General features: G+C 71.8%; 22 protein-coding genes. 13 read left to right on the forward strand and 9 right to left on the reverse strand.

Going from position 1 to position 21,936, the window contains the following annotated elements; genetic code table 11:
- Nucleotide 1 precedes the first annotated feature (1 nt).
- The 3 genes from KOI35_RS33395 to KOI35_RS33405 are packed head-to-tail and all read left to right on the forward strand — an operon-like array spanning nt 2 to nt 1,831.
- Nucleotides 2-400, forward strand: a complete 399-nt coding sequence (locus tag KOI35_RS33395; RefSeq protein WP_246614156.1) for a RidA family protein — start codon at nt 2-4, stop codon at nt 398-400.
- A gap of 30 nt (nt 401-430) precedes the next feature.
- The gene (locus KOI35_RS33400; RefSeq protein WP_215792678.1) at nt 431-1,294 is read left to right on the forward strand and encodes an alpha/beta fold hydrolase; all 864 of its coding nucleotides are present in this window, start codon (nt 431-433) and stop codon (nt 1,292-1,294) included.
- 15 nt (nt 1,295-1,309) lie between these two features.
- A complete protein-coding gene (locus KOI35_RS33405; protein ID WP_215792679.1) occupies nt 1,310-1,831 on the forward strand; it encodes a monooxygenase family protein in 522 nt (173 codons plus the stop codon).
- A 3-nt stretch (nt 1,832-1,834) separates the two neighbouring features.
- On the opposite strand, the gene selB is transcribed toward KOI35_RS33405, so the two are convergent.
- Nucleotides 1,835-3,571 carry a selenocysteine-specific translation elongation factor gene (gene selB, locus KOI35_RS33410; protein ID WP_215792680.1) on the reverse strand — a complete coding sequence of 579 codons (1,737 nt, stop codon included), beginning with the start codon at nt 3,569-3,571 and terminating at the stop codon, nt 1,835-1,837.
- A 4-nt stretch (nt 3,572-3,575) separates the two neighbouring features.
- Entirely contained in the window at nt 3,576-4,874 is a 1,299-nt protein-coding gene (gene selA, locus KOI35_RS33415; protein ID WP_215792681.1) for an L-seryl-tRNA(Sec) selenium transferase, read from the reverse strand.
- Between the two features lie 60 nt (nt 4,875-4,934).
- Here selA and KOI35_RS33420 point away from each other — a divergent pair, with 60 nt between their 5' ends.
- The 3 genes from KOI35_RS33420 to KOI35_RS33430 all read left to right on the forward strand — a co-directional run bounded on the left by KOI35_RS33420 (nt 4,935) and on the right by KOI35_RS33430 (nt 8,119).
- Nucleotides 4,935-6,131 (forward strand): MFS transporter, encoded by a 1,197-nt coding sequence (locus tag KOI35_RS33420; RefSeq protein WP_215792682.1) that lies wholly within the window; start codon nt 4,935-4,937, stop codon nt 6,129-6,131.
- Nucleotides 6,132-6,197: 66 nt separating this feature from the next.
- Entirely contained in the window at nt 6,198-7,619 is a 1,422-nt protein-coding gene (locus KOI35_RS33425; RefSeq protein WP_215792683.1) for a 5'-methylthioadenosine/S-adenosylhomocysteine nucleosidase family protein, read from the forward strand.
- Between the two features lie 38 nt (nt 7,620-7,657).
- Nucleotides 7,658-8,119, forward strand: a complete 462-nt coding sequence (locus KOI35_RS33430) for a hypothetical protein (RefSeq protein WP_215792684.1) — start codon at nt 7,658-7,660, stop codon at nt 8,117-8,119.
- On the opposite strand, the gene KOI35_RS33435 is transcribed toward KOI35_RS33430, so the two are convergent.
- Nucleotides 8,116-9,249 carry a D-alanyl-D-alanine carboxypeptidase family protein gene (locus KOI35_RS33435; RefSeq protein WP_308121258.1) on the reverse strand — a complete coding sequence of 378 codons (1,134 nt, stop codon included), beginning with the start codon at nt 9,247-9,249 and terminating at the stop codon, nt 8,116-8,118. The genes KOI35_RS33430 and KOI35_RS33435 overlap by 4 nt on opposite strands.
- Nucleotides 9,250-10,391: 1,142 nt before the next feature.
- Here KOI35_RS33435 and KOI35_RS33440 point away from each other — a divergent pair.
- Together KOI35_RS33440 and KOI35_RS33445 are read left to right on the forward strand one after the other, a co-directional pair.
- Nucleotides 10,392-10,622, forward strand: coding sequence for a hypothetical protein (locus tag KOI35_RS33440; RefSeq protein WP_215792686.1), 231 nt, complete (start codon nt 10,392-10,394; stop codon nt 10,620-10,622).
- 1,474 nt (nt 10,623-12,096) lie between these two features.
- Nucleotides 12,097-13,440 carry a ferredoxin reductase family protein gene (locus KOI35_RS33445; RefSeq protein ID WP_215792687.1) on the forward strand — a complete coding sequence of 448 codons (1,344 nt, stop codon included), beginning with the start codon at nt 12,097-12,099 and terminating at the stop codon, nt 13,438-13,440.
- A gap of 7 nt (nt 13,441-13,447) precedes the next feature.
- On the opposite strand, the gene KOI35_RS33450 is transcribed toward KOI35_RS33445, so the two are convergent.
- Nucleotides 13,448-14,290, reverse strand: coding sequence for an HAD family acid phosphatase (locus tag KOI35_RS33450; RefSeq protein ID WP_215792688.1), 843 nt, complete (start codon nt 14,288-14,290; stop codon nt 13,448-13,450).
- 204 nt (nt 14,291-14,494) lie between these two features.
- Here KOI35_RS33450 and KOI35_RS33455 point away from each other — a divergent pair, with 204 nt between their 5' ends.
- Genes KOI35_RS33455 through KOI35_RS33465 form a run of 3 tightly spaced genes read left to right on the forward strand, consistent with a single transcriptional unit; the run spans nt 14,495 to nt 16,971 of the window.
- Nucleotides 14,495-15,949 carry a glycosyltransferase family 39 protein gene (locus KOI35_RS33455; RefSeq protein WP_215792689.1) on the forward strand — a complete coding sequence of 485 codons (1,455 nt, stop codon included), beginning with the start codon at nt 14,495-14,497 and terminating at the stop codon, nt 15,947-15,949.
- An 18-nt stretch (nt 15,950-15,967) separates the two neighbouring features.
- Entirely contained in the window at nt 15,968-16,372 is a 405-nt protein-coding gene (locus tag KOI35_RS33460) for an SRPBCC family protein (RefSeq protein WP_215792690.1), read from the forward strand.
- A 26-nt stretch (nt 16,373-16,398) separates the two neighbouring features.
- The gene (locus KOI35_RS33465; RefSeq protein WP_215792691.1) at nt 16,399-16,971 is read left to right on the forward strand and encodes a hypothetical protein; all 573 of its coding nucleotides are present in this window, start codon (nt 16,399-16,401) and stop codon (nt 16,969-16,971) included.
- A 144-nt stretch (nt 16,972-17,115) separates the two neighbouring features.
- On the opposite strand, the gene KOI35_RS33470 is transcribed toward KOI35_RS33465, so the two are convergent.
- The 4 genes from KOI35_RS33470 to KOI35_RS48570 form a co-directional block, all read right to left on the reverse strand.
- Nucleotides 17,116-17,856 carry an alpha/beta fold hydrolase gene (locus tag KOI35_RS33470; protein WP_215792692.1) on the reverse strand — a complete coding sequence of 247 codons (741 nt, stop codon included), beginning with the start codon at nt 17,854-17,856 and terminating at the stop codon, nt 17,116-17,118.
- Between the two features lie 9 nt (nt 17,857-17,865).
- A complete protein-coding gene (locus KOI35_RS33475) occupies nt 17,866-18,048 on the reverse strand; it encodes a hypothetical protein (protein WP_215792693.1) in 183 nt (60 codons plus the stop codon).
- A gap of 213 nt (nt 18,049-18,261) precedes the next feature.
- On the reverse strand, nt 18,262-18,624 hold the full coding sequence (locus tag KOI35_RS48565; protein ID WP_215792694.1) for a hypothetical protein: 363 nt from the start codon (nt 18,622-18,624) through the stop codon (nt 18,262-18,264).
- Complete coding sequence (locus tag KOI35_RS48570; RefSeq protein WP_215792695.1) at nt 18,585-18,950, reverse strand: hypothetical protein; 366 nt, start codon at nt 18,948-18,950, stop codon at nt 18,585-18,587. Before KOI35_RS48570 ends, KOI35_RS48565 begins: the two co-directional genes overlap by 40 nt.
- Nucleotides 18,951-19,081: 131 nt before the next feature.
- Between KOI35_RS48570 and KOI35_RS33490 the strand changes: the two genes are divergently transcribed.
- Nucleotides 19,082-20,131 (forward strand): aldo/keto reductase, encoded by a 1,050-nt coding sequence (locus tag KOI35_RS33490; RefSeq protein ID WP_215792696.1) that lies wholly within the window; start codon nt 19,082-19,084, stop codon nt 20,129-20,131.
- Nucleotides 20,132-20,175: 44 nt separating this feature from the next.
- On the opposite strand, the gene ald is transcribed toward KOI35_RS33490, so the two are convergent.
- Nucleotides 20,176-21,288 carry an alanine dehydrogenase gene (gene ald, locus KOI35_RS33495; RefSeq protein WP_215792697.1) on the reverse strand — a complete coding sequence of 371 codons (1,113 nt, stop codon included), beginning with the start codon at nt 21,286-21,288 and terminating at the stop codon, nt 20,176-20,178.
- A 120-nt stretch (nt 21,289-21,408) separates the two neighbouring features.
- Between ald and KOI35_RS33500 the strand changes: the two genes are divergently transcribed.
- A complete protein-coding gene (locus KOI35_RS33500) occupies nt 21,409-21,879 on the forward strand; it encodes an Lrp/AsnC family transcriptional regulator (protein WP_215792698.1) in 471 nt (156 codons plus the stop codon).
- Nucleotides 21,880-21,936 lie beyond the last annotated feature (57 nt).

Genomic DNA, 21,936 nt, shown 5'->3' on the forward strand with positions numbered 1-21,936 from the left:
CATGATTCTCGACAACCCGGCTTCGGTGGCGGCCCCGTTCGGCGACCGGTTCGCCCACGTGGCCCGCTTGGACTCGCTGATCCTGCTGGCCGGCCAGGTCGCGGTGGACGACGAGGGCGCGGTCGTGGCCCCCGGCGACGCCGCCGCCCAGGCCGAGCGCATCTTCGACATCGTCGGCGGCCTCCTCGCCGCGCACGGCGCGGGCCTGGCCGACGTCCTGTTCATCCGCACGTTCATGACGAGCCTGGACGACCTGCCCGCGTACGGGAAAATCCGCCATCGTCTGTTCCCCGCCCCCGGCAAGCTCCCGCCGGCCAGCACCACGGTCGAGGTGAGCCGCCTGTTCCTGCCCGGCGCCGTGCTCGAGATCGAGGTGACCGCCGCCGTCCCGCAGGCCTGACCATTTCCCGCCGGAGGTAACGTCCACGGGGTGGAAGCGTTCTTCCGGAACGGCCTGCGGTTCGAGGTGCTCGACCAGGGGCCGGTGGGGGCGGAGACAGTCGTCCTCCTGCATGGTTTCCCGCAGAGTGCGCGCTCGTGGGCCGCAGTCTCCCGGCCGCTGCTCGCGGCCGGTTACCGGGTCATCGCGCCCGACCAGCGCGGCTACACCCCAGGGGCCCGGCCCCGCTCGCGGCGGTCCTACCGGCTCGGCGAACTCGTGGCCGACGTCGTCGCCCTGATCGATGCGGCCGGCGCCGACCGGGTCCACCTGGTCGGCCACGACTGGGGTGACGGGGTCGCCTGGATGGTCGCCGCCACGAGACCGGACCGGCTGCACAGCCTCACCGCCGTCTCCGCGCCGCATCCGCGTGCGGTGGTGAACGCCATGCTGACCAGCCCGCAGCTCCTGCAGGCCTGGCACGTCGGATTCTTCCAGCTGCCGTGGCTTCCCGAGGCGGCCGTCCGCGCGCGGAGCGGGCGATACGCGGTGGCCCTGCTCCAGCGATCCGGCCTCAGCGAGCACGTGGCGAGGGAGTACATCGACCGGCTCCGCGCCGACCCGGGCGCCCTGGCCGGCGCGCTGAGCTGGTATCGCGCCATGCCCCTCGACGTCTCCGCCGGGCGCGCGGCCGGCGCGGTCACCGTCCCGACGACGTACGTCTGGAGCACCGGTGACACCGCCCTCGGTCGCCGGGCCGCGGAGCTGACCCGACGCTGGGTGACGGGTCCGTTCGACTTCAAGGTGCTCGACGGTGTCTCGCACTGGATTCCCGAACAGGCGCCGGAGGAACTGGCCGCGTCCATATCGGAGCGAGTCGACGGGGGCGCGGATTTACCATCGGAGGATCCCTGACCGGAAGGAGATCCGGTGAAGCCGAGCCGCGTCCATCGCGAGACCGTCGATCTGTCGTCCTATCCCGACCTGGTGGTGGTCTATCTGGGTATGCGGGTCAACCGGCTCTACGGGCTGCGCACCCTGATCGCCCGTGGCCCGCGGATCAAGCCGTCGGACGAGAAGGCGGACGGGCTGCTCGCGCACGAGACCTTCGTCTGGTCGTTGTTCCCCATGCACCTCGGCCTCCGGCAGTACTGGCGGGATCTGCCCGCGCTGCTGGCCTGGGCCCGCTCGGAGCCGCACCGCGTGTGGTGGCGCGACTTCCTGCGCGACAGCGGCGGCACCGGCTTCTGGCACGAGACCTATCTGCTGCGCGGCGGCATGGAGGCGGTCTACGACGACGTCCCGCAGCGCCGCGGCTTCGCCTCCTTCGCCCCGGTGCAGCCGGCCCGCGGCGCGATGTTCGGCTCGGCCGCGCGGGTCGGCCGCCCGGAGGACGACCTCGCCCCGGTCGTCACCGAAGACGACCTCTACACCCCCGGGGCCGGGAGCTGAGTTTCAGCGCAGGCGGCGGGTGTTGTCGGGCCGCCGTTCGGTGACCGCGCGGCTGTCCAGCAGTTCCAGCAGGGGCACGGCGACGCGACGCGTGGTGTCGAGGGCCCGGCGGGCCTCGCTCAGCGTGAAGGGCTGCGGCACGGTGGCCAGCGCCCGGGCGGCGGCCTCGACCGCTCCGGGGGCCAGGATGACCTGCGGCGCCAGCTGGATCACCAGGCCGGTGCGGGCGGCGGCGGCCAGCTGGCGGGGGCCCAGGCCCAGTGCGGCCAGGTCGTGGCCCTCCGGTGCGGCGAAGGGGGCCAGACCGTCGAACGCCTTGGCGATCAGGGCCACCAGCTCGTCGGGCGGACCGGATCGGGCCGTGGACACCCGGCCCGCCCGGATCACCAGTGGTGGGCGGACCAGAGCGGTGACCAGCGCGCGGTCGGGCAGGCCCAAGCGGTGGCGGAGGGCTTCGACGGGCATGCCGGGCTCGAGCGGGTGGTCCCGCTGAAAGGCGGCGACCTCGTCGGGCAGTCGGTCACCCAGGGCGGCCCAGTGACCCGGGTCGGCATACCAATCGCCGGCCACCGGGGCGAGAGACAGCGGGATTCCCATCGCCGCCAGGTCGGCGCCGCGGATCAGGCGGCGGCGGGTCAGCTCGCCGGCCAGGTCGGGCTGGCCGTCCAGGGTGGAGAGCACGCCGGCTCGGGCCGCCGCGGCGCCCCGTCGTTGCAGCGAGGGCGGGGCGACATCGAGAACCGTGACACCGCCGGCGATGTGGTGCCGGCCGGGATCGCGGAGCAGCAGGCGGTCACCGACCCGGAGCGGCAGCGGGCGGCTCAGACGCAGGCGCGCGGTGTCGGGGCCGAGCGGGCGCACGCGTACGGGAACAGCGGCCGAACCCGCATGCAACGTCATGGTCGACGGCAGGCCGGTCACCGGGTCGCCGTGCAGGCGGATGTCGATCAGGTCGGCGTGCCGGAACCGGCCCGGTGTCAGCAGGGCATCGCCGCGGCCCACGTCGTCGCGGGCGGCGCCGCGCAGGTTGACGGCGACACGCGCGACGGCGTGGACCGAGTCGACGGGCTTTCCGAGAGACTGCATTCCCCGTACGCGAACCAGGCCGTCACCCAACGCCAGGTCGTCGCCGGTGCGCAGCACCCCCGCGCCCAGTGTGCCGGTGACCACGGTGCCCGCCCCCTTGACCGTGAAGGCCCGGTCGATCCACAGGCGCACCGGCGCGTCCAGCTCCGGCGCGGGCAGCGAACCCACCAGGCGATCGAGCTCGGACCGCAAGGCCGGGAGCCCCTCGCCGGTGGTCCCGCTGACGGCCACGGCGGGCACCCGGCCGAGCGGGGTCGCGGCGATCCGCTCCAACGCCGACTCCCGAGCCGGCGCGGGGGAGGCCAGGTCGCTGCGGGTCACGACCAGCAGACCGTGCCGGACGTCGAGCGCGGCCAGCGCCGCCAGATGCTCGGCCGACTGGGGCATCCAGCCCTCGTCGGCCGCCACCACGATCATCGCGGCCGGGACCGGGCCGAGGCCGGCCAGCATGTTGGGCACGAAGCGCTCGTGGCCGGGCACGTCGACGAAGGCGACCGTCTCGCCCGAGCCGAGCGTGGTCCAGGCGAAGCCGAGGTCGATCGTCATGCCGCGGCGGCGTTCCTCGGCCCACCGGTCGGGTTCCATGCCGGTCAGGGCACGCACCAGAGTCGACTTCCCGTGATCGACATGCCCGGCCGTAGCCAGAACGTGCACGGAATCAGCCCGCCTGGACCGCGGCCATGATCACCATGTCGACCAGTTCGTCGTCCGACGACGGCGGGACACAGCGCAGATCGAGCAGCAACCGCCCCCGCTCCACCCGCCCGAGCACCGGCGTGGGGGCGGAGCGCAACAAGGCGGCGTACGGGGAAGGGAGTGAGAGTGACCACGACGGCAGCGTGACCTCGGGGGCCCCGCCGCCACCGACCACCGCCTCCGACGAGATCACCTCGGCCTCGACCCCGGCCGACGCCAGGCGATCGCGGGCCGAGGTCGTGCGGGCGTGCAGGGCGGAGGGTGCGATGCGCAGAGCGTCCCAGGTCGGCGTGGACGGACCGGTGAGGGTGGCCTGCAGCGCGGCCAGGGTCAGCTTGTCGACCCGCAACGCGCGGGCCAGGGGGTGCCGGCGAAGCCGTTCGACCAGGATGGACGTGCCCAGGATCAGGCCGGCCTGCGGACCGCCGAGCAGTTTGTCGCCGCTCGCGATGACCAGCGTCGCGCCCTCGCCCAGGGTGGTGTCGGCGTCGGGCTCGTCGGGGAGCAGCGGGTCGGGGGCGAGCAGCCCGGAGCCGATGTCGGCCACCACCGGCGGACCCAGCGCGGCCAGCGCGGGAATGCCGACGGCGCTGGTGAAGCCGCGGACCACGAAGTTGGACGGGTGGACCTTGAGGATGAAGCCGGTGTCGGGGCCGATCGCCCGGGAGTAGTCGGCCAGCGAGGTGCGGTTGGTCGTGCCCACCTCGCGCAGCCGCGCCCCGGTCGACTCGAGCAGGTCGGGCAGGCGGAAACCGTCGCCGATCTCCACCATCTCGCCCCGGCTGACGATGATCTCGCGCCCGGCGGCCAGGGCGGTGGCGGCCAGGACGAGCGCGGCGGCGCCGTTGTTGACCACGTGCACGTCGCTCGCCGACGGGACCGCCCGCTGCAGCGCGGCGAGCGCGGTGCGGCCGCGTTTGGCGCGACGGCCGGTGGCCAGGTCGAGCTCGACGTCGGTGTGCCCGGTCGCGGCCAGCACGGCCTCGCGGGCGGCGGGGGAGAGGGCGGCCCGGCCGAGGTTGGTGTGCAGGACGACCCCGGTCGCGTTGAGCACCGGCCGCAGCCCGGCGGGCAGGGACGCCAGGGCGGCGTCGACGACTTCTGCGGGCTTGAGTTCCCCATCCCGTACGCGTTGAAGGGTGGCCACGACCGCAGCTTTCACCGCGGCCCGGCCCGCGCGCCCGCTGGCCTCGGCGAGACGGGGATCGGCCAGCACCGTGTCCGTCCGCGGGACGTGCCGCCGAGGGTCGAGGTCCACCATGACGTCAAGCTACTCCGCCGTACTTGATCATGTCGTCAGGAGATGTGTACGATCGTACACATGACCACCGAGATCGCGGTGCCCACTCGCCGGGCCCGGGCCGCCGTCGCCGCGCTGTTCCTGCTCAACGGCGCGGTGCTGTTCAACGTCGTGCCGCGATATCCGCAGATCAAGGCCGACCTGGGGGTGAGCAACGCCCTCTTCGGCACGGCCCTGGCCGCGCTCCCGGTCGGCGCCCTGCTGGCCGGTCTGCTGGCCGGCGCGGCCATCCGGTGGCTCGGCTCGGCGCGGGTCGCGTCGTTCGGCATCGTCCTCACCACGGTCGCCACGCTGGCCATCGCGTTCTCTTCGCACTGGCTGGCCTTCGCGGGCGCGCTGTTCGTGATCGGAGCGCTCGACGCGGTCGTCGACGTCGCCCAGAACGCGCACGGCCTGCGGGTCCAGCGCCTCTACGGCCGCTCGATCCTGAACTCCCTGCACGGCGTCTGGAGCATCGGCGCCGTCCTGGGCGGTCTGATGGGCGCGGCCGCGGCCGGTCTGTCGCTGCCGCTGGCGGTGCACCTGAGCATCTCGGCCGTGCTGTTCAGCGTGGTCGCGCTGGTCGCCTACCGGTTCCTGCTGACCGGTCCGGAGGACGCGGAACGCGTTGCTGCCCCCGCCCCGAGTCCCGCCTCGAAAAGATCATTTTCCGGGCCGGCGATCCGCATGCTGGCCGCCCTGGGCCTGCTCGCCGCGGCGGGTGCCCTGGTCGAGGACGCGGGCTCGTCCTGGGGCGCGCTGTTCTTCACCGAAGACCTGCACACCGGCGCCGCCACCGCCGGTATGGCCGTCGTCGCCCTGCAGGTCGCCATGACCGTCGGCCGGCTGCTCGGCGACCGGGTGGTCGACCGTTTCGGCCAGCGCACGGTCGTCCGCGCCGGTGGAGCGATCGCCGCCGCCGGGATGGGGCTGGCCCTGGCCTTCCCGTCGGTGCCGACCGCGCTCGGCGGGTTCGCGCTGGCCGGCCTCGGGGTGGCCACCCTGGTGCCCGCGGCCATGCACACCGCCGACGAGCTGCCCGGCCTGCCGCCCGGCACCGGCCTGACCATCGTCAGCTGGCTGCTGCGCGGCGGGTTCCTGCTCTCGCCGCCGCTGGTCGGGTTCGTGGCCGACCAGTCCAGCCTGCGCGTCGGCCTGCTCTCGGTGGTGCTGGCCGGGGTGGTCACGCTGATCCTGGGCCGGGTCCTGGTCAACCGCCCCTCCGAAGCGGCCGCCTGATTCTCTTTCTCGCGTAGTACGATTCCGTCCCTCGCCTTCGGACCATCGAGTTTGGGCAGGTGGGGTGTGGACAGCGCTGCGCAGGTGGTCGTGCTGACGGCCAAACAGGTGGAATACGACGCCATCCGTTCGCATCTGCGTGATCTGCGCCGGCACAGTGATTCCGCGGGCACCCAATTCGAGGTAGGCACCCTTGAGGGGACGAGCGCGCGGGTCGCCATCGTCGAGGTCGGCCCCGGCAACGTCGGCGCCGCCCTGATGGCGAGCAGCGCCATCTCCACGTTCCAGCCCCGGGCGCTGCTCTTCGTGGGTGTCGCGGGAGCCCTGACCGATCTCGACGTGGGCGCCGTGGTCGTCGCGACCAAGGTCTACGCCTACGACGGCGGCCGGGAGCAGGACGACGGCTACGCGGCCCGTCCGCAGGCCTTCGACGCCGATCACGAGCTGCTGCAACGCGCCAGGTTCGTGGCTCGCACGTTCCACCTCCGTCCCGGCGCGCCCGTGGTCGAGTTCGGCGCGGTCGCCGCGGGTGACGTCGTGCTCGACTCGCGCACCACCCTGCTGGCGCAGAAGCTCCGGCGCCACTACAACGATGCCTCGGCGATCGAGATGGAGAGCGCCGGCATGGCCCGCGCCGCCGGCATGGGCCGGGTCGGGGTGCTCACCATCCGCGGCATCAGTGACCGGGCCGACGGCGGGAAGGCCGAGGCCGACGCAGCCGGGTCGCAGCAGGTCGCCGCCACGAACGCCGCCGCCTTCGCGGCCGCCCTGATCGCCGACTACCTGTCATCGCCGACGCCGACGCCAACATCGCCGCCGCCGGTGACGGCGATCAAGGCGCGCGCATCTCGGGGCGGTCTGCCCGTCCGGGTTCTCGTCGCGATCGCCGCGGCCACGTTGGTCGCCATCGCCGTGCTGGTGGTGATCCACTTCGCCGGTGACGACGGTAAGCCCCCGGCCGTGGCCGCCTGCGACTACAAGATGAACGACCCGGGCGTCGTCGAGGTGAAACCCGGCGCCGCCACCCCCGGCAGCATGACCCTGTGCCCCGCCCTGCTGAACAACGGCGTCCCGCTGACCAAGGCGTTCACCGTCGCCGGGCGGTTCGGCGGCCCGGCCGAGAACTACCGCGACCTGGTCGTCGTCGGCCGGGCCGACCCGAAGGTGTGCGACGTGTACGGCAACCGGCCTGTCCCCGGCTACTTCTATCAGGCCAGCCTCCGGGTCGACCCCGACGGCCACTGGTCGTTCCGCGACGGGGTGGGCTACGACGAGGCGGTCACCCTGGCCCGCGACTACCAGTTCGTGACCGGAACGGCCGACGTCCTCGCGGCGATCCGCAGCGATCGCTCCCGGTTCGCCGAGCAGAACAACGGCGACGACGGCTACACCGGGATGGCCGAGTTGCCGGCCGATGCCCGGGTCGTGGCCACCTTCCGCCAGCCGTCCGGCACCTACGAGGGCAAGGGACCGGCCCCCTGCAAGTAAGGGGTTTTCCCGGTCGCCCGGGCGGGCACGCCTGACCCATGCGAACCGGAATCCTGGCCGGAGCCGCCGCGGGCGCCGCCGGCACCGCTGCCCTCAACGCCGTCACCTACCTCGACATGGCCCTGCGCGGCCGGGCGAGCAGCAAAACACCTGAGCAGACGGTCGAGGCCATCGAGGAACACCTGCCGGTCTCGGTGCCCGGCGACGGCGAGACCCGCGAGCACCGGGTGGCCGGGCTGGGCAGCCTGACCGGCCTCGTCACCGGCGTCGGGATCGGCACCGCTTTCGGCCTGCTGCGGCGGGCCGGCGTGCGTCCGCCGGCCCCGTTCAACGCCCTGCTCATCGGGGCCACGACGATGGCCGCGACCGACCTGTCGATGGCCGCCCTCGACGTCACCGACCCGTGCACGTGGTCGGCCGCCGACTGGCTGTCCGACGTGCTCCCGCACCTGGCCTTCGGCGTGGTCACCGACGCCGTGCTGCGGTCACTGGATCGCTAAGGCATGCGGGTCAGTTTCCACCACAGGGACGGCTCGCCGATGGCTGCTTCTGCGAGGAGTTCCACCCGTACGCCGGAAGCCTCCACCGAACCCACCGCCTGACCCGCCGTGACCGTCGCACCCGGCGCGGTCGTGGTCACCTCGACCGGAACCGAGAGCCCGGGCCAGCCGACGACCTGCAACGGTTGTGCCGGGCGGACGATGCTGCTGTCGCCCCACGCGCTCTCGACCTGCCCGACCGGATCGGCCGGCAGCAGCGTGTACTGCTTCACGGTCTGCCGCACCGACTTGAGCAGCGCCCGGACCTCCCGGTTGACGTTCGCGAGCTGCTCCGGCGTGTGCAGGCCGGGCTGGTTGAACACCGCCCCGACCACGGTGAGCGTCCGCCCGCCGACCTTCAGCCGCGCCGAGAACAGCAGGTTGCCGCCCGCCTCGTCGGTCGAGCCGGTCTTGATGCCGAAGACCCCGTCCACCCCGAGCAGGTCGTTGTAGTTCCGGATCTTCCCGGCCACCGGAATCGTGGCACTGGGCAGCGCGACGATCTCGGCGAACACCTCCATCTGCAACGCCGCCCGCCCCAGCTTCACCTGGTCGGCCGCGGTGCTCACGGTGGTGGGCAGGAACCCGCTCGGATCCGAATACGTCGTGCCGGTCATCCCGAGCTCGTCGGCGGTGGCGTTCATCTTGTCGACGAAGGCCTTTTCCGACCCGGCATCCCACACCGCCAGCTGATGCGCGATGTTGTTGGCCGACGGCAGCATCAACGCCTCGATCGCGTCCCGCTCGGTCAGCTTCTCCCCGACCCGCACCGGCACCTGCGACTGGTTGGTCGAGATCCGCGACTTGTAGTCGGCCACATCGGCCGCGGTGACGGTGAGCGTAGGCCCTTCCTCGTCCCCGCTGAGCGGATGGTCCCGCAGGATGACATAGGCCGTCATGACTTTGGCGACACTCCCGATCGGCGCCGTCTTGTCACTGCCCGACCCGCCGAGCCGCCCCAGCCCTTCGATCATGAGCTCGGCCGACCCTTGATCGGGCCACGGCAGCGCGGGCGCCTTCCCCGGAATCCGCATCGTGTCGGCCACCGTCGTCGCCAGGGTGGCCTTCGGCAGTTCGCGGGAGAGCTGCACGCCCGCCCCACCGCCGAGCAGAACCAGAAGCAGAAGAGCGGTTCCCAGTACGGCGATGAGCCGCCCTCGCCGCTTCTTCCGGCCCCCGCCCGACGCTGTCCCGCCCGCACCGTAGGTCCCGGCGGACCGGGGCGGCGCTGCGTTACCACCCTGCGGGGGTGGTGCGCTGTAGCCACCGTGCGGTGGCGCGACGGCGTAGCTGCCCTGTTGGGGCGCAGCGGTGTAGCCGCCCTTCTGGGGTGCGGCTGTGTGCCCAGCTTGCGGGGGTGCGGCGGTGTAGCTGGCCTGCTGGGGTATAGCGGTGCGGCCGGCTTGTTGGGGTGTGGCGGTGTAGCTGCCCTGCTGGGGTGCAGCAGTGTGGCCGGCTTGCTGGGGTGCGGCGGCGTTGCCGTAGAGGCCTGCTGGTTGGGCCGGGGCGGCGCTGCCGTAGGTGCCGCCTTGCTTAGGTGGCGCGCCGCTCGGTGCCTCGGCACCGCCATACATCCCGGGCTGGGCGGGCGGTGTGCTGGTGGGCCTTCCGTAGGTTCCGGCTTGCTTCGGCTTCGCGTTGTCAGCGGGCGCGGCCCCGGGCTGGGCGGGCGGCGCACTGCTCGGAGGTGTAGCGCTGCTGTAGGTTCCGCTCGGCCGGGACTGCGCAGCGTCTGGTGGTGAGGCGCTCGCGGATGTCGCGGCCCGCCCGGCTTGCGCTGCGTTGGTGGCACTGCCGTAGGTCGCGCCCGGCCTGGACTGCGCCGAGTCACGGTTTGCGGAGGCCGGGGAGGTGCCGGTCTGCCTGGGTGCGGCCGGGCTGCCGTAGGTTCCGCCCTGCCTGGGCTGTGCGGTGCCTGGGCGCGCTTCGTTGCCGTGCGTTTCGGTCGGCTCGGATTGTGCCTGGTCAGGGCGCGCGGCCACCCCGTATGTTTCGGCCGGCTTCGGTGACGGGGTGTCCGGGGTTGCGGTGCTGCCGTAGGTGTTCGCCGGCCTGGGCTGCGCCGGATCAGGGCGCGCGGCACCAACTGACGGGTGCAGCGCGGTTTGTTCGTTTCCGGAGGCTTTGGACGGCGTCCGTGTGTCTCCGGGTGGTCGGGGCGTCGCTTGGCCCGAGCTGCCGTAGACCCCGGCCCTGGAGGATGGCGTACCGGTTGTCGGCTGCGTGGGCGTCGGTGAGGGCGTGCCGTTTCCAGGACTGGCGACCAGTTTCGACGGCCCGCCACCAGGTGGTGCGCCACCAGTCGGTGCGCCGCCGGCCGGCCCGCCACCAGCCGGCCCGCCACCAGTCGGCCCGCCACCAGCCGGCCCGCCACCAGTCGGCCCGCTGCCAGTTGGTCCGCTGCCAGTTGGAGCGCCGCCAGCTGACCCGCCGCCAGCTGGTGCGCCGTTGGCTGGCGCGGTAGTTGTGGCGCTCCCGTAAACCCCGGTCGGTGACGTCGGGGTGTTGCTGGTCGAGGCGGGCTGCGTCTCCGGCCGCGGTGATGGTGCGTCGGCCGGTTTGGTGGTCTGAGCGGTGGGCTTGGCGCTGCCGTAGACACCGGGCGGCGAGGTCGGCGCGCCTGGCGGTTGGGGTGGCTTGGTGGGTGTGGCGTTTCCGGCCGGTCTCGGTGCCGCGGAAGCATTGGGCGGTGTGCTGGCCGGCGACGATGCCGGAGGGGTGGGCTGCTGCGTCGGTGCCGGGTTCCCGGAGGTGGCGGCAGGCTTCGGCGGCGCGGCTGCTTGCGAGTTCGGGTTGGACGGATCGCCACCCCCAGCCGTATCGGACGGATCGCCTCCAACAGCCGTGTTGGACGGGTCGCCGCCGCCAGAAGTGGTTTTCGGCCGGGGCGACCCGGGTGAGTCGCTCTCCGGGGCGTTCGGCGATGCCGGGGTAGATTCCGGCCTGGAAGCCGGGACCGGCGGGTTCGCCCGACTGCTCAGGGTCGGCCCGGGGCGAGAGGCAGGTACCGCGACCGCTCCGCCGCGGCCGCCCGGGGCGTCGGGTCGTGCATCCTGGTCAGCGGCGGCCGGCCCGTGGTGGCCTTCCAGATTGCTGGGCCGCGGATCTGGGCTCGCGGCCGTCCCCGGAGTGTCCTGAACGGATGCGCCGTGGGTGGTCGGCCTGTTCGCTCCGGCGCCGGTGGGCCGTTTGCGAGCGGGGACCCCGGTCATCTGTGCCAGCGTCGCCGGACGGTTGAGCGGAACTCTGACCCGCTCGTCCGGAGAGGTCTGTGGTGTGCGGGTGTCCGGCGTGCGGTTCGGTGGTGAGATCGGGATCGGCGTGGTGGAGTCGGAGTCAGTCGGTGCCACCGCCGAGGGTGACTCATGCGGTGCCGGTCCGCGGTAGGCGTCCGGTCGCGGACCGGGTTTCTGTCCCGGTTCCGGCCGGCGGTCGGCCGAAGCCTGTGACAAGGGGATCACCGACGTCGCTTCCGGGTCCTGCTCTGTCACCCGGCCGCGGGACGCAGCCTGATCCGAGGCCGGGCGGACGGGGGCGTCTGCGCCCGAGGCCGTTCGGATGGGAGCGTCTGCGCCCGGGACCGCGCGGGCGGGCGCGTCCGCGGGGGAGACCGGCCGCAGTGGGGCTGTGCGGTCGGGGTCGGCTTGCGGAGGAGTGGGGGCAGCGGGCTCCTCGGCACCGACGGCCGCGGTCGGGTCGTCGGATGCCGGGAGGCGGATCGGCTGGGTCTCGTCGCCCGGTCGTGCTCGCTGCGTCACTACTCGCTCCTTCCCGCCCGGCTGCCCGGGCGCCGGGGCCAGTATCGCCGGGCCGCGCCACCCGGGCACGGCGGGTGACGTCATCCCGGCTGACTGAACCTCGGCCCGCTGTCTGTCGTGTGGGTGGTTGCGCGATCACCCGGTCGCCCGTAAAAGTGACTCACACCTCGGGAGGACCGGATGATCACCGAAACCCCAGCGCGCATCCGACGGACCGGTCAGGCCGGCGCGGCGTACGCGCTGATCTGGGCCTTTTTGCTGGTCAACCTGGCGATCGTCGAGCTGATGCTGGCGAATCCGGCGACGCCGGCGCACAACACTCTCACCTCGATCGGGCGGATTCTGGGCCTGCACCTCGCCTTCGTCATGGCGTTGCAGCTGCTGCTGATCGCCCGGCTGCCGTTCCTCGACCGCCGCCTGGGCATGGACAAGCTCACCACCTGGCACCGGTGGACCGGGTTCACCCTGTTCTGGCTGGTCGTGCTGCATCCGACATTCGTGATGCTCGGCTACTCACAGCTCGACAAGATCTCGTTCTTCGCCGAGATCCCCAACCTGGCCAAGCAGATGCCGGTGCTCCTCGGGATGATCGCGGCGGCGCTGGTGGGCGTGGTCGCGGTGACGTCCGTGCGGGCGGCGCGGAGGCGTTTCTCGTATGAGGCCTGGCACGCGACCCACCTCGTGGTCTACGTCGTGATCGTGCTCGGCGTGATCCACCAGGTGTACGAGGGGAGCGCCTTCAAGACCAACAACTTCACGCAGGCGTACTGGTGGGGGCTGTGGATCTTCGCCATCGGCGCGCTGCTGACCGGGCGGGTCGTGCTGCCGGTGCTGCGCAACCTGCGGCACCGGATGCGGGTGGCGGCGGTGGTGGCCGAGTCCGACGACGCCGTCTCGGTCCACGTGACCGGCCGTGACCTGCACAAGCTGCACGCGCGGGCCGGGCAGTTCTTCCTGTGGCGGTTCCCCGGGCACAACCGCTGGTGGCAGGTCAACCCGTGGTCGCTGTCGGCCGCGCCCGACGGCCACTCGCTGCGCCTGACCGCCAAGGCGATCGGCAGCACCAGCGCCGGCCTGCGCCATCTGCCGGTCGGCACCCGGGTGTTCGCTGAGGGCCCGTACGGCGCGTTGACCGCCGTCGCCCGCACCCGGCCGGACACGCTGCTGATCGCCGGGGGCATCGGTGTGACCCCGATCCGGGCCCTGTTCGAGGACGAGACGCTCTCGGGTGACCTCGTCGTCCTCTATCGGGTCCGCACCCCGGCCGACGCCGTGCTGCTGGGCGAGCTACGCAACCTGGCCCGCCTGCGGCACGCCCGCCTGCACCTGCTGACCGGCCGCACCAGCCGCGAGAACCAGCCGTTCAGCCCGGACAACCTGCGCGGCCTGGTTCCTGACATCACCGAGCGGGACGTGTACGTCTGCGGCCCCGCCCCGATGACCCACGAGGTGCTGCGCAGCCTCCGCACCCTGAAGGTCCCCGCCCGGCAACGTCACGTCGAACTGTTCCGCCTGGGCGCGTGATCAGCGGTCAGGGCAGGTAGTAGTTCGGGTTCGGCAGCTTGAAGGCGCGGTCGGCGTGGCCGCCCTTCAGGTCGCTGTACTGGTCGCCGAAGTTGGCGACGATGTCGTAGCCGAGCGACTCGATGTGGGCGCGGGTCGCCGACTTGTAGTGGATCGTCGTGCACTTGCCGTCCGGATCGGCCGCGCAGGCCGTCCTGAGATAGGCCGGGTAGCCGGCCACGTCGGGCTTGGTGAACAGGCCGTCCTCGCCACCGCGCAGCGTCGTCGGCTTGGGGTAGCCGGCGTCGATCCCGACGCCGTCGGCGGTCAGGTTGCCGAGCGTGGCCTGCTCCTGCGCGGCGCCCCGGCCGGTCAGGTAGAAGACCGCGTAGCCCTCACGCTCGGCCGTCGTGGCCAGGGCGACCATTCCCGGTACGGCCGGGAACTTCTGCCCGAGCACGAAGTCGGCGTTGGTGGCCGGGTTGTACGCCCAGTTGCTCGCGATCTCGTAGTTCCAGGTCGCGAGCGTGGTGTCGTCGACGTCCAGGACGATCGCCTTGGTGGCCTTCCCGTACGCCCGGTGGTGGCTGAGATAGCTCGTGCCGTCGGCGGCCACCCGGCGCGCTTCGCGGGCGTAGTAGCTGTCCGTCGCGAACTGTCCCGAGCCGAGCGGATCGCCGTAGTAGTTGCGCAGCTGCTGCCGCAGAACGTCGATGTTGGTCACGTCCCGCTCGGAGTGCGGGGTGCTCGTCCGGATGGCGGGCTCGGCGCTGCTCGTGGCCGCGGCCCAGCCGACGCCGGCGCCACCGAGAACCGCCGCCATGACAACCGCGGCCGCGATCCCGGCCCGGCGCGAGAAAGTGATGGTCATGCCCGGACCGTAGACCCGCGGCGGACCGCCTCGCGTGGCCATAAGGGATGAATACGCTTCGGTCTTTGTCGAAGCACCCGCGACGGGATCGTCGGCGGAGCAGTACCGGCTAAGCCGGACTTGTCGGAAAAGCAGGACAGCGGTAGGCGGGACAGCGCCACGGCACGCGATCCGGTAGTTACATGTCGTGAACCTGAGGGGGCGATGGTGGAGCTGAGCGCGACCGTCGAGCGGCGACGGAGCGAGTGGGCCTGGCGACCGGTCCTGGCGGTCGCCGGGGGCATCACGCTGCTGCTCATCGCGCTGTCCGGCCGCTACGACTATCACCGCGACGAGCTGTACTTCCGGCTGCTCGGGCAGCATCCGCAGTGGGGATACGTCGACCAGCCCCCGTTCACGCCGCTGCTGGCGCGGCTCAGCATCGAGATCTTCGGCGACCATCTGTGGGCCATCCGGATCGTGCCGGCCGTGCTCGCCGGGGTCGCGGCCGTGCTGGTGGCGGCGATCGCGCGCGAGTTCGGCGGCCGGGCTGTGGCGCAGACGCTGGCCGCGATCGGGGCGGCCGGCACGCTGCCGCTGGCCGGGGCGCACGTGGGGTCCACCGCCAACACCGACACGGTGGTCTGGCTGGGCATCCTGCTCTGCGCGGTCCGGGCCGTCGTGCACGGGCAGCAACGGGCCTGGCTGGTCGCGGGCGTGATCACCGGGCTCGGGCTCTACAACAAACTGCTCGTGGTGCTGCTGCTCATCTGCCTGGCGGGTGGCCTGCTGATCGCCGGGCCGCGGCGGGAACTCGCGAGCAAGTGGCTGTGGGCGGGCGCCGCGCTGGCTCTGGTGATCGGGCTGCCCAACCTGATCTACCAGGTCACCCACGACTTCCCGCAGTCGCACATGGCGGCCGCGATCGCTGAGGACAAGGGCACCGAGTCCCGCATCATGCTGCTCCCGATCCAGTTGGTGATCATCGGCGTTCCGCTGCTGCCGGTGCTGGTGGCGGGGATCATCGGGGCCTATCGGCGGTTCCGGGCGCTCGTGGTGGCGTACGGGCTGATGCTGATCTTGACCTTTGCCACCGGTGGCCAGCCCTATTACACGACCGGGCTGGTGCTGACGCTGTTCGCGATCGGGGCGGTGTCGGCCGAGACGTGGCGATGGCGTCGGACCCTGGGCGTGGTGGTCGCGGTCAACCTGGTCTTCGCGGTCGTGTTCGCGCTGCCGGTGCTGCCCGCCGACAAGCTCGGCCCGATCACCGACATCAACATCGTGATGGCCGACCAGATCGGCTGGCCCGAATACGTGAGCCAGGTCGAACAGGCCCTGGCCACGCTGACCCCCGACGAGCGGGCCCGGGCGGTCGTCTTCACCGGCAACTACGGGGAGGCCGGGGCGCTCGACCGCTACGGCGTCCGCGACGTCTACAGCGGCCACAACGAGCTGGGCTATTTCCCGCCGCCGCCCGACAGCAAGACGATCGCGGTGGTGCTGTCGCAGGCGCCGCCCGATCGGGTGAACGCCACGTTCGGGGGCTGTGACCAGGTCGGACAGCTTTCCAACAGCGCCGGCGTCGGCAATGAGGAGACCGAGGCTTTCCTGTACGTCTGTAAGCAGCTCCCCGCCCCGTGGAGTCAGATGTGGCCGGAGCTGCGGCATTTCGGGTGAAGCGCGATGATCGGAGGCATGACGACTGACACGGCCCACCTGGCGGAGCGCATCGATCGTCCCGCCAACGACGTTTACGCGTACGTCTCCGACCCCGCCAACCTGATCGCCTGGGCCCCCGGTCTGGGCAGTTCGGTGGACCGGATCGACGGCGCCTGGTTCGTCCGGTCCGACCTGCTCGGACGGGTGCGGGTCGAGTTCGCGCCGAAGAACGGGTTCGGCGTGCTCGACCACGTCGTGACGCTGGAATCGGGGGAGCAGTTCCTCAATCCGGTGCGGGTGGTGCCCTACGGGGAAGGCTCGGAGATCGTCTTCTCGGTGCGGCGGATGCCCGGCACATCGGACGAGGACTTCGCGGCCGACACCGGCCGGGTCAGCGCCGACCTGGCCCGGCTCAAGGAAATCCTGGAAGAGGGGAACTGAACCGCGGGCGGCGGTGTCATCCCGGCATGAGGATCATCGCGGCGCTGCTGTGCGTCTCGCTGCTGACCGGCTGCTCGGCGAAGACGCCAGACCAAGCGCCGGCAACGCCAGGAGGCGCGACGGCGACGGCGGGCGGCGCGGCGGCGACGGCGGGCGGCGCGGCGGCGACTCCGGGCGGCTCGACGGGGACGGCGGGGAAAACGGGGCCCGGGAGCGTTGGCGTGGTGGACTGCGGGGACGATATCGGCGGCGTCGCGCCCGACCGGACGTACGGGAAATCGCTTGATGCTGTTGCCCTGCCGGTGATCATGCTGGAGCCTCAGGACGATGGGGCGGGGCGCCTTTTCGCGAAGACCGGCCTTCTGGTGCGCGCCGGCACCGCGGTCGAGCTGACCACTACCACGCCGGGCGTCACGATCGGCTGGGGCAGTCCCGGTCCTGAGGGCACGACCATCCGCGTCCCCGCCTGCCCGAGCGCCCACGAGTGGCTGGCTTTCGCCGGCGGCTTCCACGTCACCACGCCCACCTGCGTGCCTCTGACGATCCGCGCGAACGGCCGCGAGGCCCGGGCCACAGTCCGTGTCGGCGCCCCCTGCTGAGAGGTGTCAGCCAAGGCCTGTTTCATAACTCACCCGGGGCTGCGGAGGGGCCCGCCCGCTCCCGCTGACCCTCCCGCGCGGCGAGTCCTGCGCTCGATGGTGCCGCCAGATCCCGCCTCACTCCGACCCCAGTTATTAACAGGCCTAAGCGAGGAACTCGGCGACGGTCGACGCGAAGAGCTCGGGCGCGGTGTGCGTCGCGAAATGCGACTGGCCCGCCAGCACGGCCCGCTGCCACCCGGGTGCGGCCAGGGCGTCCATCGTGGCCGGCAGCGGATCCCACGAGTCGCTGCCCTGCATCAGGAGGACATTTTCCCGTACGCCGGACCAGCGCGACAAATCCGGAGAGTCCGCCGCCATCGCCTCGAGATCGTGCAGGCAGCCCACGGCCTCCGCGAGCGGCATCGCCGTGATGCCGGCCAGCATCTCCGCCGGCACCCGGGCCACCTCGCCCGCGAAGAGCCGCGCCGCCCCGGTGAGGTCACCCGCCTCGACCAGCTTCCGATAGGAGTCGAGCGGCATCGCCGGCCCGGCCGCGAACAGTGCCGGCTCGAACAACACGATGCGCCCGTCGATCGGGGCCGCGTGCAGCGCGACCGTCGCGCCGTAGGACACGCCAACCACGTGGGCCGGCCGCCCCACCGCGTCGAGCACGGCCCGCAGGTCGGCCACGTCGTCGGCGTAGGTCTTGGGCCGGTCGGGCACGTCGCTCGGCGCATAGCCCCGCCGCGCGTACGTCCACAACTCGAACCGATCCGCCAGCAGCGGCACGATCGGGTCGAACGAGCCGAGCCCGCCCGCCGACCCGTGCACCAGCACGACCGGCGTGCCTGCACCCGTGCGGCGAGCCGAAAGCCGCGTCCCATCCGAAGCCGTCACGATCATTCAGCGAACCTACCGGTCGGCCACCACGGTCGGCTGCTCGATTATCCGGCGCTCGCCGAGGTTGCGGGCCAGCCGCCGGTATTGGGCGTGGGCCCAGGTCAGCGGGGTCGCCGACAGAGTCGGGGTGCCCGGTCCGGCCTGGTCCCACACCTGCTCGGGGATCATTCCGCCCGGCCCGGCGGCCCGGGTCATCGCGTCCAGGTCGCGCCGCGCGGGCCGATCTCGTATTCGCCCGCTCCCCACTCAGCAGCGGCCACGCCCGGCCGCGGGTCAGTAGCGAGCCGCCGGGCAGGCCGTACTCCCACGGAGTGCCGCGCAGCTTCTCGCCGACCCCGTCGAACGGCGCCAGTAGTAGCCCGTTCCGGGTCGGCACGCCGAGCTGCTCGTCCACGACTGACAGGGTGTTCACCACCTACGGGTCGGACGCCGGAAGGATGCCCAGCCGGACCAGGTCGAGGAAGCTCGGATCCACCACCCGACGCTGGTCGACGGCGAGCGGTCCGCCGCCGCGAGCACCAGCGCCGATGTCGTCCACACCTTTCGATCCGCCCCGATCGGCGGCTTTCCAACCCCGAGAGATAACCCTTTCCATCCGTACGCGTAATCGCGCGCGACCCGCCCGAAACCGGCCCGCAGCGACGCCTTCGCCGCGGCCAGCGCCCCGGCCTCCGAGGCAGCGAACGACAGGGCCGGCGTGGAGTGCCCGCCCCGGATCTCGGCCGTCTGCATCAGGCTGCCCGGTCCGGCCGACCGGTAGTGCCAGTCCATCCGCCCGTCCCGCAGGTCGGCCGGCCCGTCGCTGACCCACTCGACGCGGCCCGGAAGTCTCCGGCCAGCGCACCGTCGGACGCCACGAGCCCGCCGGTGACGGTGCGCCCCGAGTCGCCGTTCCGCGAGTTCCCCAGCGACGGGTCGAAGACCGCGTACAGCCCATGCCCACGTCCGGCCCGGAAGTCCAGGTCGACCGGCACCGACGACCGGGCCGGGTCGGTCACGTAGTCGGCCCGCAGCCGCCGACCGGACCCGTCGAAGGTCTGGCGGAAGCGCAGGCCGTCCGGCTGCTCCGTCCGTACGCGGGAAGCCTCTGACGTCACTAGAAAGGAGAGCGCCCGCGGACCGGGGCTGCTCCGATGCGTTCTTGATCGCACCTGTTCCGGTGGACAGCCGCGCGACGGCGGGTAAGGGTGGGAACAGTGCTCGACGATGGTCAGAAAGAGGGAATGACATGCAGTACCGGCAGCTCGGCCGTACCGGCCTGAGGGTCTCCACGTTCACTCTGGGCACGATGGGCTTCGGCGGCACCGGGTGGGCGTCACCGGTCGGCAAGATCGATGTGACCGGGGCGCGGGAGCAGATCGCCATCGCCAAGGATGCGGGCGTCAACCTGATCGACACGGCCGACGTGTACTCGGCCGGGCTCAGTGAGGAGATTCTCGGCGAGGCCCTCGGTGATCAGCGGGACGACGTGCTGATCGCGACCAAGGTGCGGATGCCGATGGGTGAGGGGCAGAACGACGCGGGGCTCTCGCGGCACCACATCATCCGCGGGGCTGAGGCCAGCCTGCGCCGGCTCGGCACCGACTACATCGACCTCTACCAGGTGCACGAGTGGGACGGGCAGACGCCGCTCGAAGAGACGCTGACCGCGCTCGACGACCTGGTGCGCAGTGGCAAGGTCCGCTACGTCGGGTGTTCCAACTATGCGGCCTGGCAGATGGTCAAGGCGCTCGGCATCTCGGACGCCCGGCAGATCGAGCGTTTCGCCAGCACCCAGGTGTTCTACTCGCTGGTCAGCCGCGACATCGAGGCCGAGATCGTGCCCGCCGCGGTCGACCAGGGCGTCGGCATCCTGGTCTGGAGCCCGCTGGCCGGTGGCCTGATGTCGGGCAAGTACCGGCGTGGCGTACAGGCGCCCGAGGGCAGTCGGCACCTCACCGACTGGAGCGAACCGCCGATCCAGGACGAGGACAAGCTGTACGACACCATCGAGCTCGCCGTGAAGATCGGTGAGTCGCACGGGGTGTCGGCGGCGCAGGTGTCGCTGGCCTACATCGCGCAGAAGCCGGGCGTGACGTCGCTGATCGTGGGCGCGCGGACCACCGACCAGCTGCGCGACAACCTGGCCGCGGCCGATCTCGAGCTGACCGCGGACGAGATCAAGGCGCTCGACGACGTGAGCGGGGAGCCGCTGCGCTACCCGTTCTGGCACCAGCGCAACACCAGCTCCGACCGGCTGTCGGACGCCGATCTGACCCAGATCGAGCGGCACCTGTAAAGCACAAATGGGCCGCCCCAGCCGGGGCGGCCCATTTCACGAACTCAGAGGACCGACGCGATCTCCACCGACGGGAGGCCCAGCGCGGTGCCGACCGACGCGTTGGTCAGCTGGCCGTCGTGCGTGCTCAGGCCGGCGGCGAGGGCCGGGTCCGCGCGCAGCGCGTCCTTCCAGCCCAGATCGGCCAGCTTGAGCGCGTACGGGAGGGTGGCGTTCGTGAGGGCGTACGTCGAGGTGTTGGGCACGGCGCCCGGCATGTTGGCCACGCAGTAGAAGACCGACTCGTGCACCTTGTAGACCGGGTTCTCGTGCGTGGTCGGACGCGAGTCCTCGAAGCAGCCGCCCTGGTCGATCGCGATGTCGACCAGCACCGAACCGGGCTTCATCCGCTTGACCAGTTCGTTCGAGACCAGCGTGGGAGCCTTGGCCCCGGGCACGAGGACGGCGCCGATCACCATGTCGGCCTCGATCGCCGACTGCTCGATCGCGTACGAGGAGGAAACCAGCGTCTTGACCCGCCCGCCGAACTGGGCGTCGATCTGCCGCAGCCGGTTGATGTTCAGGTCGAGCACGGTGACGTCGGCACCCAGCCCGAGCGCGATGGTCGCGGCGTTGACGCCCGACACGCCGCCGCCGATGACGGTGACCTTGGCCGGGCTGACCCCGGGAACGCCACCGGGGAGCACGCCGCGTCCGCCGGAGTTGCGCATCAGGCTGTACGCCCCCACCTGCGGGGCGAGGCGCCCGGCGACCTCGCTCATCGGGGCCAGCAGCGGCAGCGACCCGTCGGCGAGCTGCACCGTCTCGTACGCGATGGCGGTGGTGCCGCTGGCCAGCAGGGCCTTGGTGCCGTCGGCGTCGGCCGCGAGGTGCAGATAGGTGAAGAGGACCTGGCCGGCGCGCAGCCGGTGGTACTCGGCGGCGATCGGCTCCTTGACCTTGAGCAGCAGGTCGGCGGCGGCCCAGACGGTGTCGGCGTCGGGGGCGATCTCGGCGCCCGCGGCCACGTAGTCCTGGTCGGTGATGGCCGAGCCGGTGCCCGCGCCCGCCTCGATGAGCACGTCGTGCCCGCGCCGGACGAACTCGGCGACCCCCGCCGGGGTGATCGCGACTCGATATTCGTGGTTCTTGATCTCCGCCGGCACGCCGATCCGCATGGCCCTCTTCCCTTCGTCTTTGCATCAGCGTGGAACGATGTGCTGTTTAGGCGCAACAGAACCGCATAAGATTCTGTCTGCAATACGCATGGAGAAGATGATGCGGAGGGTGCGGACAAAATGACCGACGTACCGAAGGATCTTCGAGGTCTGGATCACATCGACCGGGAGCTGCTGGCGCTGCTCGAGGTCGATGGGCGCATGCCCAACAACGCCCTCGCCGATCGCGTCGGCATCGCGCCGAGCACCTGCCTCACCCGCATCCGGAGGCTGCGCGAGATCGGCGCCATCCGCGGCTTCCACGCCGACGTCGACCCGTCCTGGATCGGCCGGCCGATCGAGGCGATGATCGCGGTGAAGATCCGCTCGGAGTCACGCGACGCGATCGGCAAGTTCGCCGAGTCGCTGGCCGGCATTCCCGCCGTTCGCGACGTGTATTTCGTCTCCGGATCGTACGATTTCCTTCTGCACGTGGCGACGGCCGACGTCGAGGACCTGCGCGAGGTGATCACCGAGCGCCTGAGCGGCACCCGCCTGATCGCGGGCACCGAGACCTACCTGATCTTCGAGCACAGGCGAGGCAATTCCTAAGAGCCACCGCCCTGCACCCCGCCGAATCCTTCAGTCCCCGCGGCGCCCGACCGACCG

Source organism: Paractinoplanes bogorensis (assembly GCF_018829635.1).
GTDB classification, from domain to species: domain Bacteria; phylum Actinomycetota; class Actinomycetes; order Mycobacteriales; family Micromonosporaceae; genus Actinoplanes; species Actinoplanes bogorensis.

What these genes read in the sequence shown, in the direction of transcription:
- KOI35_RS33445 (WP_215792687.1), top strand. Translation starts at nt 12,097, where the DNA reads ATGATCACCGAAACCCCAGCGCGCATCCGACGGACCGGTCAGGCCGGC.
- selA (WP_215792681.1), bottom strand. Translation starts at nt 4,874, where the DNA reads ATGGTGGACCTCGACCCTCGGCGGCACGTCCCGCGGACGGACACGGTG.
- KOI35_RS33455 (WP_215792689.1), top strand. Translation starts at nt 14,495, where the DNA reads ATGGTGGAGCTGAGCGCGACCGTCGAGCGGCGACGGAGCGAGTGGGCC.
- KOI35_RS33490 (WP_215792696.1), top strand. Translation starts at nt 19,082, where the DNA reads ATGCAGTACCGGCAGCTCGGCCGTACCGGCCTGAGGGTCTCCACGTTC.
- KOI35_RS33465 (WP_215792691.1), top strand. Translation starts at nt 16,399, where the DNA reads ATGAGGATCATCGCGGCGCTGCTGTGCGTCTCGCTGCTGACCGGCTGC.
- KOI35_RS33395 (WP_246614156.1), top strand. Translation starts at nt 2, where the DNA reads ATGATTCTCGACAACCCGGCTTCGGTGGCGGCCCCGTTCGGCGACCGG.
- KOI35_RS33460 (WP_215792690.1), top strand. Translation starts at nt 15,968, where the DNA reads ATGACGACTGACACGGCCCACCTGGCGGAGCGCATCGATCGTCCCGCC.
- KOI35_RS33430 (WP_215792684.1), top strand. Translation starts at nt 7,658, where the DNA reads ATGCGAACCGGAATCCTGGCCGGAGCCGCCGCGGGCGCCGCCGGCACC.
- KOI35_RS48565 (WP_215792694.1), bottom strand. Translation starts at nt 18,624, where the DNA reads ATGGACTGGCACTACCGGTCGGCCGGACCGGGCAGCCTGATGCAGACG.
- KOI35_RS33420 (WP_215792682.1), top strand. Translation starts at nt 4,935, where the DNA reads ATGACCACCGAGATCGCGGTGCCCACTCGCCGGGCCCGGGCCGCCGTC.
- KOI35_RS33450 (WP_215792688.1), bottom strand. Translation starts at nt 14,290, where the DNA reads ATGACCATCACTTTCTCGCGCCGGGCCGGGATCGCGGCCGCGGTTGTC.
- KOI35_RS33470 (WP_215792692.1), bottom strand. Translation starts at nt 17,856, where the DNA reads ATGATCGTGACGGCTTCGGATGGGACGCGGCTTTCGGCTCGCCGCACG.
- KOI35_RS33500 (WP_215792698.1), top strand. Translation starts at nt 21,409, where the DNA reads ATGACCGACGTACCGAAGGATCTTCGAGGTCTGGATCACATCGACCGG.
- KOI35_RS33475 (WP_215792693.1), bottom strand. Translation starts at nt 18,048, where the DNA reads ATGACCCGGGCCGCCGGGCCGGGCGGAATGATCCCCGAGCAGGTGTGG.
- ald (WP_215792697.1), bottom strand. Translation starts at nt 21,288, where the DNA reads ATGCGGATCGGCGTGCCGGCGGAGATCAAGAACCACGAATATCGAGTC.